The 17,081-nt window shown below is 69.9% G+C and carries 12 protein-coding genes; all 12 read left to right on the forward strand.

The genetic code is table 11. The annotated features are described in order from the left end of the window. Positions 1 to 56: 56 nt before the first annotated feature. The 12 genes from IM787_RS20255 (at position 57) to IM787_RS20310 (ending at position 17,051) form a co-directional block, all read left to right on the forward strand. On the forward strand, positions 57 to 2,447 hold the full coding sequence (locus IM787_RS20255) for a DUF4838 domain-containing protein (RefSeq protein WP_193678536.1): 2,391 nt from the start codon (positions 57 to 59) through the stop codon (positions 2,445 to 2,447). A gap of 265 nt (positions 2,448 to 2,712) precedes the next feature. Then, positions 2,713 to 3,720: an NAD-dependent epimerase gene (locus tag IM787_RS20260; RefSeq protein ID WP_193678537.1), complete on the forward strand. Its 1,008-nt coding sequence runs from the start codon at positions 2,713 to 2,715 to the stop codon at positions 3,718 to 3,720. A 72-nt stretch (positions 3,721 to 3,792) separates the two neighbouring features. Then, a complete protein-coding gene (locus IM787_RS20265) occupies positions 3,793 to 5,619 on the forward strand; it encodes an ABC transporter ATP-binding protein (protein ID WP_193678538.1) in 1,827 nt (608 codons plus the stop codon). Between the two features lie 11 nt (positions 5,620 to 5,630). Beyond that, positions 5,631 to 7,556 (forward strand): acyltransferase family protein, encoded by a 1,926-nt coding sequence (locus tag IM787_RS20270; protein ID WP_193678539.1) that lies wholly within the window; start codon positions 5,631 to 5,633, stop codon positions 7,554 to 7,556. A 10-nt stretch (positions 7,557 to 7,566) separates the two neighbouring features. Continuing rightward, a complete protein-coding gene (locus IM787_RS21620) occupies positions 7,567 to 9,573 on the forward strand; it encodes an acyltransferase family protein (protein ID WP_227494534.1) in 2,007 nt (668 codons plus the stop codon). Between the two features lie 10 nt (positions 9,574 to 9,583). After that, positions 9,584 to 10,681 carry a glycosyltransferase family 4 protein gene (locus tag IM787_RS20280; protein ID WP_193678540.1) on the forward strand — a complete coding sequence of 366 codons (1,098 nt, stop codon included), beginning with the start codon at positions 9,584 to 9,586 and terminating at the stop codon, positions 10,679 to 10,681. Then, positions 10,678 to 11,748, forward strand: a complete 1,071-nt coding sequence (locus tag IM787_RS20285; RefSeq protein WP_193678541.1) for a glycosyltransferase family 4 protein — start codon at positions 10,678 to 10,680, stop codon at positions 11,746 to 11,748. Before IM787_RS20280 ends, IM787_RS20285 begins: the two co-directional genes overlap by 4 nt. Before the next feature lie 22 nt (positions 11,749 to 11,770). Further along, a complete protein-coding gene (locus IM787_RS20290) occupies positions 11,771 to 12,598 on the forward strand; it encodes a glycosyltransferase family 29 protein (protein ID WP_193678542.1) in 828 nt (275 codons plus the stop codon). 1 nt (position 12,599) lies between these two features. Beyond that, a complete protein-coding gene (locus IM787_RS20295; RefSeq protein WP_193678543.1) occupies positions 12,600 to 13,841 on the forward strand; it encodes a polysaccharide pyruvyl transferase family protein in 1,242 nt (413 codons plus the stop codon). Between the two features lie 8 nt (positions 13,842 to 13,849). Then, on the forward strand, positions 13,850 to 14,758 hold the full coding sequence (locus IM787_RS20300) for a glycosyltransferase family 2 protein (protein WP_193678544.1): 909 nt from the start codon (positions 13,850 to 13,852) through the stop codon (positions 14,756 to 14,758). A 24-nt stretch (positions 14,759 to 14,782) separates the two neighbouring features. Further along, the gene (locus IM787_RS20305; RefSeq protein ID WP_193678545.1) at positions 14,783 to 15,853 is read left to right on the forward strand and encodes an EpsG family protein; all 1,071 of its coding nucleotides are present in this window, start codon (positions 14,783 to 14,785) and stop codon (positions 15,851 to 15,853) included. A gap of 49 nt (positions 15,854 to 15,902) precedes the next feature. After that, a complete protein-coding gene (locus IM787_RS20310; protein ID WP_193678546.1) occupies positions 15,903 to 17,051 on the forward strand; it encodes a glycosyltransferase family 4 protein in 1,149 nt (382 codons plus the stop codon). The last annotated feature ends 30 nt before the right edge of the window (positions 17,052 to 17,081 follow it).

Genomic DNA, 17,081 nt, shown 5'->3' on the forward strand with positions numbered 1-17,081 from the left:
GGCACGCAGTGCCTCAGCTACGATCGTGCACCGCATTCTAGTGAGGGCAGGCACAGGTGCTTCGACGTGACTTTATCGCGGGCCTCGCGGTGGGAGGCGCTGCGCCATGGACGGTCGCCAGGACCGCCGGACGCGACGACGCGTCGCCGCTGCACGTGGTGCAGGACGGCAAGCCCCTCGTCCCGGTCGTCGTCGCCGCGGACGCCGGCAAGGAAGAGAAACTGGCGGGCGCCGACCTCGTGAAGTACGTGGAGATGATGTCCGGCGCCCGGCTGGCGGTCGTGACCTGGGCCTCCGGAACACCGGCACCCGCGGGGCCGGGCATCTTCGTGGGCCAGGCGGCGCTGGCCGCGGAGCCCGCCCTCTCCGCCCGGCTGCGGGATGCAGCCAAGAAAGACCCGCTGCTCTATTCGGATGCCGTCGCGGTGCGGCGCGTGCGCGACCGCCTCCTCGTCGCGGGCAACAGCGACCGAGCGCACTACTACGCCGTCGCGCGCCTGCTGCAGGAGTGGGGTTGCCGGTGGTACATGCCGACGGCGTTCGGCGAGGTCGTGCCCGAGCACAGGGACCTCTCCGCCGGCGCGCTCGACATCGTCTACGGCTCGCCCTTCGAGATCCGCCATTACTGGCTGGCGTGGCGCGGCGACGCGACCGGCCTGGCCGACTTCCATCGGCGCAACTTCGCGACGCCCCGCCCCCCCTGGCAGGCCAGCCACGCGCTCGGGCGTTACACCAAGGAGCTGGTCCCGCCGGGGAAGACGGCATTCAGCGTGCCGCTGTCGGACCCGCAGACCATCGATCACGTGGCGTCCCGCATCAAGCCGGATTATGCGAAGGGGGTGCCGGGCATCTCCCTGGCGATCGAGGACGGCCGCTACGTGAGCGGGTCCGAGAACGATGCCGCCCTGCAGGCCGGCATCATCGACAAGTACATGCTCGCGCCGGCCAACACCGACGCCATGATGACGCTGTACAACGGCGTCGCGCGCAAGCTCCGCGACGAACATCCGGACAGTCCCACCAAGATCCTCGGGCTGGCGTATTCGAATGTCACGCTCCCGCCACAACAGGTGCTCAAGATCGAGCCCAACGTCGTCATGTGGCTGGCGCCGATCGACATCGACCCGAACCACGGCATGGACGACCTCCATTCCACCCCCCGGCAGGAGCTCAAGGGCATCATGTACCGCTGGGCCGACGTCATGCAGGGACGGCTCCTGATCCGCGACTACGACCAGGGCCAGCTGATCTGGCGCGACCTGCCGAACCCTTCGCAGCATGCGTTCGCGCAGGACGTGAGGCACTACCGCAAGGCCGGCATCCTCGGCGCGTTCACGGAAAGCCGCGGCGCCACGTCGACGGTGTTCCTCAACCTGTTCTTCCGGCTGCAGCTCCTGTGGAACCCCGACCAGGACGTCGACGCCCTGCTGGCCGAGTTCTACCCCGCCTTCTACGGGCCCGCGGCCCCGGCGATGGCGCGGTACTGGACGGCGATCTTCAAGGCCTGGCAGGACACGACCGCCACCGAACACGAGCACTTCGTCGCACCGGCGATCTACACGCGGGCGCTCGTCGCCACCCTCAAGGGACACCTGGCCGAGGCGCAGCGTGCCGTGGCGCCCCTGCGGGCGAAGCCGGCCCCGGGACGCAACGAAGCGCTGTACCTGCAGCGCATGGACTTCACCAGCCTGTCGTTCGACATCATCGAGAACTACGTCGGCCTGGTGCACGCATCCGCGGCCGAGAACCAGTACGCGCGTGCCGCGGAGCACGGCGAGAAGGCCCTGGCCGCCCGCGAGAAGCTCACGGCCATGAATCCCACCTTCACGAACTACCGCATGGGGGAGAAGGGGCCGCGCTGGCTGCCCGGCGAGATCGAGCAGATGCGTGCCCTGGCCACGTTGACCGACGGCACCGCCGGCACGCTGCTGGCACGCACCCCGCTCGAGTGGGCGTTCCGCAGGGATGCCACCGACACCGGCCTCGCCCGGGGCTGGGCGTACACGCGCGCCGACCTGTCCCACTGGAAGACGGCCGCCCCGCGCGTCACGGAAGCCAACCGGAAGGACTATCCGGACGCCTGGGAGATGCTGCGGACCGACGTCTACATGCAGGGCCAGGGCGTGCGCCACCCGGACGGCCACAGCTTCACCGGCCACTACTGGTACCAGGCGGACGTGGAACTCGACGCCGCCCAGTCCGCCGGCGAGGTGCACCTGCTCTTCCCGGGGCTGTTCAACGAGTGCTGGCTCTACGTCAACGGCGTGCTGGTGAAGCATCGGCCCCTGCGGGAGCCCTGGTGGAAGAACGACTACCGCTTCGAATGGGACGTCGACGTCTCGGGCCGGCTGCGGCCGGGCGCCAACCTCCTCACCCTGCGCGGTCTCAACCCGCACCACTTCGGAGGCATGTTCCGCCGGCCTTTCCTGTACCGCCCGCGGCGCTAGGGACCGTCGACCCCACGGGCCCGGCCTTCGCGCGCGCGTGAAGAACGCCGCGCCCTTCTCGTAAACCCATGAATGGTTGATTGTCTTGAATGTATCAAGCTGCTACATTGCGCTGTCCTGAACGGCCGCGCGGTTTCCGCCCGGGCGAGCACTCGAACCGAGCCGCCTCCGAAACCCACCCAGGGCGCGTCGCGGACGCGGGCACGCTTCTAGCTCCCCCGTCCCCGACCACCCTTCGCACAAAGGCCATCCGGCTCTGAACAGAATGAAAGTCCTCGTCACCGGCGCCGCCGGCTTCATCGGAATGCACACCTCCCTTCGCCTGCTGGAACGCGGCGACACGGTGGTGGGCGTCGACAACCTCAACGACTACTACGACGTCAACCTGAAGCTCGCCCGGCTCGAGCGCCTGAAGGCGCACCCGAATTTCCGCCTCCACCACCTGAGCGTCGAGGACCGCGAAGGCATGCCGCGCGTCTTCGCGCAGGAGCAGCCCCAGCGCGTGATCCACCTGGCCGCGCAGGCCGGGGTGCGCTATTCGCTCACCAACCCCCACGCGTACATCGACGCCAACCTGCAGGGCTTCATCAACATCCTGGAAGGCTGCCGCCACAACGGCGTGGAGCACCTGACGTACGCCAGCAGTTCCAGCGTGTACGGCGGCAACACCGCCATGCCGTTCTCGGAGCACCACAACATCGACCACCCGGTCAGCCTCTATGCCGCCTCGAAGAAGGCGAACGAGCTGATGGCGCACACGTACAGCCACCTGTTCCGGCTGCCGACCACCGGGCTGCGCTTCTTCACGGTCTACGGCCCGTGGGGGCGCCCGGACATGGCGCTGTTCCTCTTCACGAAAGCCATGCTGGAAGGGAAGGCGATCGACGTCTTCAACAACGGCCAGATGGTGCGCGACTTCACCTATGTCGACGACATCGTCGAAGGCGTGATCCGCGTGAACGACAAGACGGCGACGCCCTCGCCGGGCTTCGACCCGTCGTCGCCCGATCCGGCCACGAGCAACGCGCCCTATCGCATCTTCAACATCGGCAACAGCCAGCCGACGCCGCTGATGGACTACATCCGCGCGCTGGAAGAAGCCCTCGGCATCGAGGCGCGCAAGAACATGCTGCCGATGCAGCCGGGCGACGTGCCGGCGACGAACGCGGACACTTCCGAGCTGGACGCCTGGGTGGGGTTCAAGCCGAACACCCCGGTGGCCGTCGGGGTGGGCCGCTTCGTCCAGTGGTATCGCAAGCACTACGCGGCCTGACCGGGGTGCCGGCGCCGCGCCGGCCCGTCTCGAAATCCTGGTGAACTGATGCGTGACACCTTCAGAATGGCCGTGAGCATCCTGACCGCCGCCGAGCGGCGCAGGGCCCTGCTCGTGTGCATCCCCATCGTCATCGCGGCACTGGCGTCGGCGTTGACGATCGCCTCGGTCATCCCGTTCCTGTCGGTGCTGAGCGACCCCCGGCTGCTGCAGGGCAACGGGGTGATCGCGCAGGCCTACCGGTGGACGGGCATCTCGAGCGAGTACCGGTTCATCGCGCTCCTCGGCGCCGCGGCCGTGGCCATCATCGCCTTCTCCAGCGTCGCGAACATCTGGCGCGTCCACGCCACCTGGAAGCTGACGGCCAACCTGATCCACACGGTGAGCTGCCGCCTGCTCGCCGTCTACCTGCGCCAGCCCTACGAATTCTTCATCCGCAGCCACTCGGGGGACATGGCCACGTCCGTGCTTTCCGAATGCGAGCAGCTGGTGATGCAGGTCTACAAGCCGACCGCGGACCTCGTCGCCTCCGCCCTCACCGTCGCCGCCATCCTGTCCGTCGTGATCGCGATGAACCCGCTCATCGCGGTCTCCGCCATCGTGTTCCTCGGCACCGTGTACGCGGTGACCTTCGGGTACAGCCGGCGGCGCGTGGCGCTCCTCGGCAAGATCCGCGTCCAGGCCAACAACGAACGCTACCGGATCGCGGGCGAGGCCCTGAACGGCATCAAGGACGTGAAGATCCTCGGCCGCGAAGCGCACTACCTGCGCCGGTTCGAGGACCCGTCGACGCGCATCGCGGACGGCCGCACCCGGGCCAACGTCATCGGCGAAGCCCCCAAGTACGTGGTCGAGGCCGCCTCCCTCGGCGGGATCGTCCTGATCTGCCTGCTGGTCCTGGACCCGCGGCTGCTCGCGTCGCAGCAGAACACCAGCGACATCATCCCGCTGCTGGGCATCTTCGCGTTCGCCGCGCAGCGGCTCATCCCGGAACTGCAGCGCACCTATGCCGCACTGAACAAGCTGCAGTACGGCGCCGCCGCGGTCGGCCAGGTGTATCGCGACCTGCAGAAGGAGCCCGAGCTGCCGCCCCTCGTGCACCAGACCCCGCAGCCCCTGCCGTTCCGCCAGGAGGTCTGCGCGAAGCACGTGCACCATCGCTACGAGCAGGCGGAGCGCAGCAGCCTCGTCGACCTGTCGTTCTGCGTGCGGCGGGGCGAGCGCGTCGGCATCGTCGGCGGCTCGGGGGCCGGCAAGACCACGCTCGCCGACCTGCTGCTCGGCCTGCTCAAGCTGGAAGGCGGCGCGCTGACGGTCGACGGCGTCGAACTCACCGACCAGAACATCCGGTCCTGGCAGCAGACCGTCGGCTACGTGCCCCAGGACATCTTCATCTCCGACGCCTCGGTCGCGGAGAACATCGCGCTCGGCATTGCGTCGGCCGAGATCGACATGGACAAGGTGCGGCGCAGCGCGGACATCGCGAACCTCACCGGCGTGATCGAGAAGGACCTCCCGGAAGGCTTCCACACCCGCCTGGGCGAGAAGGGCGTGCGCATGTCCGGAGGACAGCGGCAGCGCATCGGCATCGCGCGGGCGCTGTACCACGACGCGGACCTGATCATCTTCGACGAGGCGACCAGCGCGCTCGACAACGTCACGGAGGCGGAGGTGGTGGACGCCATCAACCAGCTGCCCGGCACCAAGACCGTCCTGATCATCGCCCACCGCCTGAGCACCGTGCGCCACTGCGACCGCATCATGGTCCTCGACCGGGGGCGCCTCTCCGCGTTCGGCACGTGGGAGGAACTGCTGGCCGGCAACGCCATCTTCCAGGAGCTGGTGAGCCGGACGGGCAAGAGCCCGCAGGAAGCCGCCGAAGCCCCGTCCGCGGTGTAGCAGGAGGCCGGATGAAATACCGTCCCGAGGTCGATGGGCTGCGCGCGGTTGCGGTCCTTCCGGTCCTGCTGTTCCACGCGGGCTTCAGCACGTTCTCCGGCGGCTTCGTCGGCGTCGACGTCTTCTTCGTCATCAGCGGCTACCTCATCACGGGGATCCTCCTGGAGGAGATCGAGTCGGGCACGTACTCGCTGGCGAAGTTCTACGAACGGCGCGCCCGCCGCATCCTGCCGGCGCTCTTCGTGGTGATGCTCGCCACCATCCCGTTCGCGTGGATGTGGATGCTGCCCGGCCAGTACAAGGACTTCTCGCAGAGCCTGGCCGCGGTGGTCTTGTTCGCGTCGAACTTCCTGTTCTGGCGCGAGGAAGGCTACTTCGCCGCCGCGGCGGAACTCAAGCCGATGCTCCACACCTGGAGCCTGGCCGTCGAGGAGCAGTTCTACCTGGTGTTCCCGCTGCTGCTCGTCTGGCTGCTGGCCCGCGGTCGCAGGACGGCCCTGTGGGCCATCAGCGGCATCGCCGTCATCAGTTTCGCGCTGAGCGAGTGGGGCTCCAGGCACTGGCCCAGCGCGAATTTCTACCTGGCACCCGGCCGGTTCTGGGAACTGATGGTCGGCTCCCTGTGCGCCTATGCCATCCGCTATCGCGGCGAGCGGCAGAACGGGCTGCTCGCCGCGGGCGGCGTGGTGATGGTGCTGCTGTCGATCGGCCTCTACAGCAACCAGATCCCCTTCCCTGGCGCCTACGCGCTGTTGCCGGTCCTCGGGACCGCCCTCATCCTCCTCTACGCGGGCGACGGCACTGCGGTCGGCAAGGTGCTCTCCTCCCGCGCGCTCGTCGGCGTCGGGCTGGTCAGCTACAGCGCCTACCTCTGGCACCAGCCGCTGTTCGCGCTGGCGAGGATCCGGAGCACGCACGAACCGCCGGCCGCGGTCATGCTGATGCTGATCGGCGCGTCCCTGGTGCTCGCGTACGCCACCTGGCGCCTGGTCGAACAGCCCGTGCGCCGGCGCAAGCTCGCGCTCTTTGCGAGCCGTCCCAGGCTGTTCGCGGCCTGCGGGGCTGGAGCAGCCGCACTGGTCCTCTTCGCTGCCGTTGGACACCTGGGCGATGGCCTGCCCAAGCTGCGCGGGGGCGACACGGACCTCGCCCTGCTGGAACGGCGGCTCCAGCCGAACCACGGCCTGAGCGCCAAGTGCGACGGCTTCACGCTCGCCCCCGCGTGCCGGACGTCCGCAGAGCCGGAGTTCCTCCTGTGGGGTGACAGCTTCGCGATGCATCTGGCCCCTGCGCTCGTCGCCAGCCAGCCGGACCTTCGCATGCAGCAGCACACCAGGTCGCGCTGCAATCCCGTGCTCGGCGTGGCGCGCGTGGGAACCGCGCAGCCTCTGGCGCAGGCGCGGGACTGCATCCAGTTCAACGACAGCGTCATGGAGTGGCTGGTGCAAACGCCCTCCGTCAAGTACGTCGTCCTGTCGTCGCCGATGACCATCGTGGATGGCGATCTCCTGCTGCGGGACGGCGACGTGCGCTCCACGGGCGACAACCTGGAGTTCCTGCGCGGGCAGATCGCGCAGACGGCAGCGAAGATCCGGGAGAGCGGTCGCAAGGTGGTCTTCGTCTCGCCCACGCCGCGCAACGACAGGGACATCGGCTTGTGCAGCGTCAAGGTGGAATGGTTCGCCCTTTCTCCGGACACGTGCGACATGGCTGTTTCGACACTGACGAATCGCAGGCCCTTCGAGCTGATGCGGCGCATCGCGGCGGACGTGCCCGTGATCCGGCTGGATGAGGCGATCTGCCGCGAAGGGGTCTGCAGTGCCTACTTCGAGGGGGTCGCACTGTTCCGCGACGATGGGCACCTCACGCGCGAAGGTTCCGCGCTGCTCGGGCGGCAACTGGGCCTCGCGGCGAGGGTGAGGGAATGGGCCAAGTGAGCGAACCGGCATGAAGTACCGCCCCGAAATCGACGGCCTGCGCGCCGTCGCCGTCCTGCCCGTGGTGCTCTTCCACGCCGGCTTCAGCGCCTTCTCGGGCGGCTACGTCGGCGTCGACGTCTTCTTCGTGATCTCGGGGTACCTCATCACGAAGATCCTGCTGGATGAACTCGAAGGTGGACGGCTTTCCCTTCGCAACTTCTACGAGCGCCGCGCCCGCCGCATCCTGCCCGCGCTGTTCGCCGTGTGCCTCGCCACCCTGCCGTTCGCGTGGTTCTGGATGTTCCCGGCGCAGCTGCAGGACCACGCGCAAGGCCTCGTTGCCGTCGTCCTGTTCGCATCGAACATCCTGTTCTGGCGCGAAACCGACTACTTCGCCGCCGCCGCGGAACTGAAGCCGCTGCTGCACACGTGGAGCCTCGCGGTCGAGGAGCAGTATTACGTGCTCTTCCCCCTCCTGCTGCTGGCGATCCGGACACGCACCTGGAGGACGAAGGTCTTCGTCGTGGCCGGTGTCGCGGCCGCCAGCCTCCTGCTCGCGGAGCTGGCGTCGCGCTACTCGCCGGTGGCGAACTTCTTCCTGCTGCCGACGCGGGCGTGGGAGATCCTGGCCGGCGCGCTGTGCGCCCTGTGGATGCTCAAGAGGCCCCCGCGCGGCAACGACGCCATCGCGGCAGCGGGGCTGGCCCTCATCGTCGCCGCCGTCTTCCTCTTCGACAGCGGAACGCGTGTTCCTTCGGTCCTGAGCGCGCTGCCGGTGCTCGGCGCCTGCCTGCTGATCCTGTTCGCGGGCGGCACCGGCGTCGTCGGCCGCCTGCTCTCCAGCCGGATCCTCGTGGGGGTCGGCCTGGTCAGCTACTCCTTCTATCTTTGGCACCAGCCCATCTTCGCCTTCGCGAGGGTGCGCGCCCTGACGGAACCGTCCCCGGCGCTCATGGGAGCGTTGAGCGTCCTGGCGCTCGTGGCCGGATGGCTGACCTACCGCTACGTGGAGAAGCCGTTTCGCCAGCGCGGAAACACCTTCTTCTCGGATCGCAAGCGCTTCGTCGCCTGTGCGTGCGCCGGCTTGCTCCTCCTGTTCGTCGCGGGGCTGGCCGGGCATCTCACGAGAGGCGCGCCGGCTCGCATCCCGGCCGACGTGCGCGGCTACCTGGCGGCGAAGGACGACACCAATCCCCACCGCAAGACGTGCCACTACCGCGCCATGAAGGGGGTCGACCGCCTGCCGGAACTGCCGGACCCGAACTGCGTCTTCGGCCCGGGGCGCGAGCCGGCGGTCGCCCTGCTGGGAGACAGCCACGGCGACGTGGTCGCCTCCCAGTTCGCCACCGCCCTCGGCCAGCAGGGCGTCACGGCCACGCAGATCACCGTCTCGGGTTGCCTGCCGTTCTCCGGCTACGACCGGGCGCTGCTGGCCTGCGACCGCGTCAACCGGAGGATCTTCGACTACGTCACCCGCGGCGGCATCAAGACCGTGGTCCTGACCGGCCGCTACGCCTCGCTCTACCACGACACCCCTTTCGACAACGGCGAGGGTGGGCACGACCCGGCCTCCGTGGTGTACGACAAGAAGACCTTCCTCTTCGACCTCGGGCCGGGCCGCTCGCACGAGGACCATGCGCTGGAGCTGATGCGGCGTGGCGTGCAGCGTTACCTCGATGCCGGCCTCCAGGTCGTGCTCGTGTACCCGATCCCCGAGGCCGGGTGGGACGTGCCCCTGTACCTGGCCAAGTCCGCGCTGCACGGCGCCGGCCGCGACACCCTCTCGACCCGCCACGACGTTTACCTGCGCAGGTACGCCGAGGTGATCCGGGCCTTCGACGCGCTCGAACATCCCCGCCTGGTGAAGTACCGGCCGGACCGTACGTTGTGCGATACGGCCATCAAGGGACGCTGCCTGAATGCCTGGCAGGGCCAGGTGTTCTACTTCGACCACAATCACCTGTCCGAAGCCGGGGCGCGCTTCCTCGTTCCCGGCTTCGTCTCCGCGGTCGGGCGGCTGGGTCGGCCGGATTGAGGAACCCATCGTGCTGATCCATGTCATGAACGGGCCGCGGCTGCGGGGCGCCGAGACGTTCGCCGTGCAGCTCGCGGAGGAACTGGCCCGCTGCGGCGTGCGCCAGCGCATCGTCTTCCTCAAGGGCCTTTCCTCGCCGCGGCCCGCCATCGACGGCTGCGAGATCGCCCCGCGCAGCGCCACGCTGTCCCGGCTGCGCGCCTTCTCCTGGCTGCGCGCTCAACTCCGCGCCGAGGGTCCGTCCGTCGTCCTCTGCCACGGGCAAGGTCCGCTCAAGGAGGTGCTGCCTGCCCTCGCCTTCCGTGGCGGCCGCCGCCCCGCCCTCGCCCTCAAGCAGATCGGGATGATCCTGCCGTGGCTGCGGACGCACGCGGCGGTGCGCAAGGCGCTGAACCGCTGGCTGCTCGCCCGCACCGACATGTGCATCTGCCTCGGCCCGAAACAGGCCGAGGAGCTCAACGCCGCGTTCGGCGTCCCGGCGGAGCGGATCGCGATCATCCCGAACGGGAGGCGGTCCCCGTCGCATCCCGGCCCCGCGGCGCCCCGCGACGCCTCGGAGATCCTCGTGGTGGGGTCCCTGTCGCCGGAGAAGAACCCCGCGCTCGTGCTCGATCTGCTGGAAGCCTTGCGCAGGGACCGGCCCGACCTGCACCTGACCTTCGTCGGCGACGGGCCGCTGCGGCCCGCGCTCGAACGCGAGGTCGAAGCGCGCTTCCCGCAGGGTGCCGTGCAGTTCGCCGGGCAGGTGGCGGACGTGTGGCCGTTCTACCGGCGCGCCGGCATCCACCTCCTCTGCAGTGAGACCGAAGGCGTGCCCGGCGTCGTCATCGAGGCCACCCTCGCCGGCCTGCCCACGGTCGCCTGGGAAGTGGGCGATGTCGCGACCGTGCTCGAAGACGGCGTGAACGGCCGCCTCACGCCCTTCTCCGACCGTGCCGCCCTGCTCCGCGCGCTGGCGCAGGTGGCCGGCGATCCCGCCTCGTGGCAACGCTTGCGCGAAGGCGCGCTGGAGATCTCCCCGCGCTTCGACCTCGGGCGCATCGCGCGCGAATACGTGCGCGTGCTGGACCTCCTGCCGGCCCCGCCCGCCACCGGGAGCGTTCCATGAGGATCTGCATGCTGATCAAGACGCTGGCGCTCGGCGGGGCCGAGCGGCACGTCGTCGACCTGGCGGCGGACCTGCAGCGGCGCGGCCACTCCGTCAGCGTGCTGTTCTCCGACGTGCACCTCGATGCGCTGCGGCCGGAACTCGTCTCGCACGGGGTCGAGGTGGTCGGCGTGGGCGACGGCGGCGCGGGCGGCCTGCTGCGCGACCTGGCGCGCGAGCTGCGCAGGATCGCGCCCGACGTCGTCCACGCGCATTCCCCGCGCCTGAAGTTCCTTGCGCGCATGCTGCGTCCCGTGCTCGGCTACCGCCTGGTCACCACCTACCACAACACGTTCGCGAGGCACCATCCCCTGATCCGCCTCGGCGAGCACCTCACGCACGGGATGGACGACGTCCGCATCAGCTGCTCCCAGGAGGTGGCCGACACCATGCGCTGGCCCTCGCGCGTCGTGCCCAACGGGATCCGCCTGCCCTCGGGGCCGGACGGTTCGGGGGGGCTTCGCTTGCGCCTGCAGCTGGACGCGGGCACGCTGCTGTTTTCCTGCGTCGCGAACCTCTGGCAGAAGAAGAACCATGCAGGCCTGGTGGACGCATTCGCGCGGGCGTTCGGGACGGCCGGTGGCGACGCCCTGCCCCATCTCGTCCTCTTCGGCGAAGGCGACGAGCGCGGTGCACTGCGCGCGCACATCGACGCGCTCGGCATCGGTGCCCGCGTGCACCTTCTGGGCGCGGACCCCGACGCCGCGCGCCTGACCTCGGGCGCGGACGTCTTCTGCCTCGTCTCCTTCCACGAGGGATTGCCGCTGGCCCTGCTGGAGGCCATGGCCAACGGGCTGCCGTGCGTGGTGAGCCGCGCCGGCGGCATGCCCACCGTCGTCCAGCACGGCGCCACCGGGCTGGTGGTCGACGCCACCGACACCGCCGCGATCGCCGATGCGATGCGGACGCTGGCCGCCGACGCCGGCCTGCGCCGCGCCATGGGCCAGGCGGGCCGGCAGCGGATCGAGCGGGACTACCAGCTTTCCACCATGGTGGACCGGGTGCTGGCCCTGTACGCTGCGCCGTGACGACGCGAACCACAGCACGCCCATGACGGACCGCCTTTCCTATTACGCGATGACCGGGCAGAAGCCGTCGCCCTCGCGGCGCGCCAAGACCCTGCTGGCCCGGCTGGCCGCCGCGGCCCTGGGCGGCGCCTTCTGGCACGACGGCTCGGCTTTCCGCGGCAAGCGGATCGTCGTCGTCGGCCCTGCCGACACCGCCGCGCGCCACTTCTCTCCGGCCCGTATCGATGCGTACGACCTCGTCGTGCGCGTGAACTCCTCGCTCGACCTCGTCGAGAACGCGCGCGGTGCGCTGGGCACGCGCACCGACGTGCTGTACCACAACCTGAAGGAACACGGTGAACGCAGCACCGGCCCCATCCGCAGCGAAGCGCTCGCCGCGCAGGGGACGCACCTGATCGTGTGCCCCACGCCGACCGACGAGAAGCTGGCGGTGATCCTCAAGGCCAAGGCGAGGTACGCTCGGCTGGGCCGGCGGATCCCGGCCTTGCGGCGGCTGCAGGTGCGGGCGACCCCGCGGCACGAGTACGCGGCGCTCTGCGAGCTCCTCGACGGCTACTGGCCCACGACCGGGCTGGCCTGCATCTACTCCGTGCTGCAGTCCGACTTCGCGGAGCTCGCCATCAGCGGCTTTTCGTTCTACACCACCGGCTACGCTCCGGGCTACCAGCAGCAGCTTTCGTCGCCCGCGGAAGTCGAAGCATGGACGGCGCAGAACGTGGTGCACAAGACCAGCCTGGAGAAGGACGTGTTCTGCAGGGTCGTCGACGAAGCGCGGCGCTCGGGCAAGAATGTCGTGCTCGACCCGCTGCTGGCTTCCTTCCTCACCGACCGCCTGGAACAGAGAACCTGACATGAGGCTTGCCGTCATCAACGACACCGACGGACGCGAGAACATCGGCTGCAGGCTGACCAGTTCCCGCTTCAAGGCCTCGCTGCTGGAGCGGGCCGCCGAAGCCGGGAGCGACCTGCAGGTGATCTCGTGCCCGTGGAAATTCAGGAAGTCGTCCGAGCCGGTCATGCCCCACACGGCCTTCGCCCTGATGCGCGGATCCTCCGTGCTGTCGGCGCGCGTGCTGCGCGAGATGTCGCTGGCGGAGTACGGCGCGCAGGCGGTGGCCGACGTCGAAAGCGCCGACGTGGCGCTGTACCACCCCGAGGGGTCGATCTCGGACGACAACAATGCGTTCCGGGTCTTCCGCCAGCTGTGCCTGCCCCTGTACGCGCACGTGTCGCTGCGCAAGCCGCTCGTGATCGCGAACGGCACCTTTCCGCGGTTCGGCGACCATCGCAAGGACCTGCTGCTGTCGCTCGTCGCCGGCGCCGAAGCGGCATTCTTCCGGGACCGCCTTTCCACCGAACACTACGGCGGCCGGTTCTGCCCGGATGCGGCGATCACCTGGCGCGGGGCACCGGTCGACGCCGATGCGGCGCAGCGGGAGTACGCGCTGGTGACCACGGCCGCCCACGCGAGCGTGGAGGACGACCGGGCGCTGTGCCGCCGGGCGCTGGACTTCTGCCGGGCGAACGGCGTGCGGCCGATGGTCCTCACCAAGGGCTGGGAGCGCCTCGCCGGCTTCCGCGACGAAGTGACGGCGGCGGGAGGACGTTTCCTGACGTACGCCACCCTGGACGAAGCGGAAGCCCTGCTCCAGGACGTCCGCTTCCACGTCGGCGGCCGCTACCACATGGCGATCTTCTGCCTCACCAAGGGCATCCCCAGCTGGCTGGTGGTGAGCAACACGCACAAGAACCGGTGGCTGGCGGAAGACTGCCATGGCGTCGAACTGCTGCCGTCCGCCCATGCCGACCTGGGCGCGGCGATCCAGCTGTCCCGGCTGCCGCAGCCCTCGGCCATCCTGCAGTCGGTGGCGGTGCAGGTGGGGCTGTTCGAGCAGGAGAGCCGCACCCTCTTCGCGGCGATCGCCGCTGCGGCCGGCGGCCGGGCGAAGGCCCCGGATGCCGCAAGCGCGGCATGGGACCGCGCCAGCGTCCGCGCGGCGCTGCGCAACGACTACTTCCGCGACGCCACCAAGGTGGTGCTCCGGTCCCTCGGCGTCATGCGCCCGCCCCGCCACCACGAGCTGCCCACCTGAACGACGACGTGCTCCCCCGCCCCGTGTTCGACGACGTCACCGTCTGCCTGGCTTCGCACAATTGCCGCGACACCATCGTGCGCGCGATCGAATCCGCGCTGGCCTGCGCGCCGGCGGCGGTGCTGGTGGTGGACGACGGCTCGACGGACGGGACCGACGCGGTCCTGCGCGGCAAGGCGCGGGAGGAGCCGCGGCTGCACGTCCTCTTCAACGAGCGGAACGCGGGCGTGGCCGTGGTCCGCAACCGGCTCCTGGCGGCCTGCCGGACGCGCTTCCTCATGTTCCTGGACGACGACGACGAAGCGCCCGCGGACCGGATCGCGCGCCAGCGGCACGCGTTCCTGCAGGTTCGCGAAAGCCTCGGCCACGACCGCATCCTCTGCTACGGTGCCCGCCGGGTCGAGGGCAGCGGCAAGGTCCTGGCCGGCCTCGGTGCCGGGCAGGTGGTGGCGAGCCGGCCGCTGTACCTGTTCGCCACGGTGGGCCTGCGGCATCCCGGGCTTCGCCCCGGCCTGTTCGGCACGGGAACGCTGTTCGCGGCGGCCGAGCCGCTGCGGGCCTTGGGCGGCTTCGACGCGAACCTGCGGCGCAACGAGGACACCGAACTGGTCATCCGGGCGGCGCAGGAGGGCTTCGTGTGTACCTCGGTGGCGGAGGTGGTGCTCCACCAGCATCCCACGCCGGGCGCCGAGAAGAAGCTCGCCGTCGAATTCGCGATGCGCAACCGCATCCTGCGCAAGCACTGGAAGACGATGATGAAGACCTGGCCGCTGCTGCCTGCCGCGTACTTCGGCCAGTCGCTCGCGTTGCGCGCACAGGGCCTGTCGACGGCGGCCAAGCGCGGACTGCGCGCCCTGTCGCTCCTGTTCGTGAACCCCGCCGATCTCGCGCGCCACCTTCGAAGCGATCGTCCCTGATGCCGACTTCCCGGAACCCCTGACATGTGGCCCTACTGGATCCTGTTCCTGCTGCCCGCCCTCGCCGCGTTCACCGCCGGAACGGGGCCCAGGGCACACCTCCCGCAGCGGCAGGCCCGCTGGACGCCGGGCTGGCTGTTCGCCGCGGCCGCGACGAGCCTGATGATCGGCCTGCGCTACCAGGTCGGGGGCGACTGGTTCAACTACCTGCGGTACCTCGAGACGGTGCAGGGAGCGACGCTCCAGGAAGTCGTCACCATGAAGGACCCCGGGTACCGCCTGCTCAACTGGCTCAGCGACGAACTCGACTGGGACATCTTCGGCGTCAACCTCGTCAGCGGGACGATCTTCACCATCGGCCTGGCGTGCTTCTGCCGCAGCCTTCCGCGCCCATGGCTCGCGTTCGCCGTCGCGGTGCCCTACATGGTCATCGTGGTGGGCATGGGCTACACCCGCCAAGGCGTCGCGCTCGGCTTCGCGATGCTGGGCCTGCTGGCGCTGCAGAAGCGTTCGATCGCCTGGTTCGTGGTCTGGGTGGTGCTCGGCGCCACCTTCCACCGGTCCGCGGTGCTGCTCCTGCCGATCGCGGCCCTCGCGAACTCCCGCAACCGCTACCTCACGATCGGGCTCGTCGGCGTGGTCACCGCGTCCGCCTACTTCCTCCTGCTGCAGGACAGCGTCGACGACCTGATCGAGAACTACATCGAGGCCGAATACCAGTCGGAGGGCGCGCTCGTGCGGCTGCTGATGAACGCCGCGCCGGCGCTCGTCCTGCTGCTGTTCCGCAGGCGGTTCCGGTTCGCGCCCGGCGAGTCGGGACTCTGGCTGTGGCTGGCGGTGATCTCGCTGGCGCTGCTCGCCGGCCTCCTGGTCTCCCCCTCCACCACGGCCCTGGACCGGCTGGGACTCTACATGCTGCCCCTGCAGCTGGTGGTGCTGTCGCACCTGCCGTCGGTGTTCGGCTCGCCGGGGCGCGCCAACCGTGCGTGGGTCGTCGCCATCCTCGCCTACTGCGCGGCCGTGCAGTTCGTGTGGCTCAATTACGCCAGCCACTCCGTGGCCTGGAAACCCTACCGCTTCTACCTGTTCGAGTGATTCCCAGAATGTGCTGCAACGTGTCCCCGGTCCGCGCGGGTCGGCCGGGATGAAGGTCCTGCTGTTCGCCAACACCGAGTGGTACCTGTACAACTTCCGGCGCTCGCTGGCGCTGGCGCTGCGGGAGGCCGGGCACGAGGTGCTGCTCGTCTCGCCACCGGGCCCCTACGGCGAGAAGCTGCGGGAGCTGGGATTCCGCTGGATCCCCGCCCCGATGGAAAGGCGCAGCCTCAATCCGCTGCGCGAGCTCGGGCTGGTCCACTGGCTGCGGCGCCTGCTGGTGGCGGAAAGCGTCGACATCGTCCATGGCTTCACCATCAAGTGCGCCGTGTATGGCTCGCTGGCTGGTCGCTTCGCCCGGCATGAGGGCGGCCGGCCCCAGCGCGTGAGCGCCGTCGCCGGCATGGGCTACGTGTTCATCAGCGACGACCTCACCGCACGCCTGCTGCGCCCCGTCGTGCGCGGGCTCCTGCGCTTCGCGCTCGACGGCGACGGCGCGCGGCTGATCCTGCAGAACCCGGACGACGTGGCCCTCTTCCACCGCGCCCGCCTGGTCCAGCCGGCGCGGATCCGCCTCATCCCGGGCTCGGGTGTCGACAGCGACCGGTTCGGGCCGCCCGGGCCCGCCGACGCGGCGTCCGGCGGGCAGGCGCTGCGCGTCCTCCTGCCGGCCAGGCTCCTCTGGGACAAGGGGGTCGCGGAGTTCGTGGAAGCCGCCCGCATCCTCCGTGCGGAAGGCCGGCGGATCGACTTCCTCCTCGCCGGCGACCCCGACCCCGGCAATCCCGCGGCCGTCCCGCAATCCGAGCTCCGGGCCTGGGTGGACGAGGAACTCCTGCAGTGGCTGGGCCACGTCGGCGACATGCCGGCCCTGTTCCGCTCGGTGGACGTCGTGGCGCTCCCCAGCTACAGGGAAGGGCTGCCGAAGGGGCTGATCGAGGCCGGCGCATGCGCGCGGGCGCTGGTGACGACCGACGTGCCGGGTTGCCGCGAGGTCGTCGCCGACGGCGTGGACGGCTTGCTCGTCCCCGCGCGGGATGGCCAGGCGCTGGCCCGGGCCATCGCGACGCTGCAGGACGACCCCGCGCTCCGGGCGCGGCTCGGCGCCGCCGCGCGGCAGAAGGTGCTGCGCGAATTCGACGAGCGCATCGTCATCCGCCGGACGCTGGACGTCTACGCCGAACTGGTGCGCGCCTGAGCGAGCCGCCGGACGCGGCCACCGCCCGGC

The sequence above is a fragment of the Ramlibacter pallidus genome, assembly GCF_015070875.1.
GTDB lineage: Bacteria > Pseudomonadota > Gammaproteobacteria > Burkholderiales > Burkholderiaceae_C > Ramlibacter > Ramlibacter pallidus.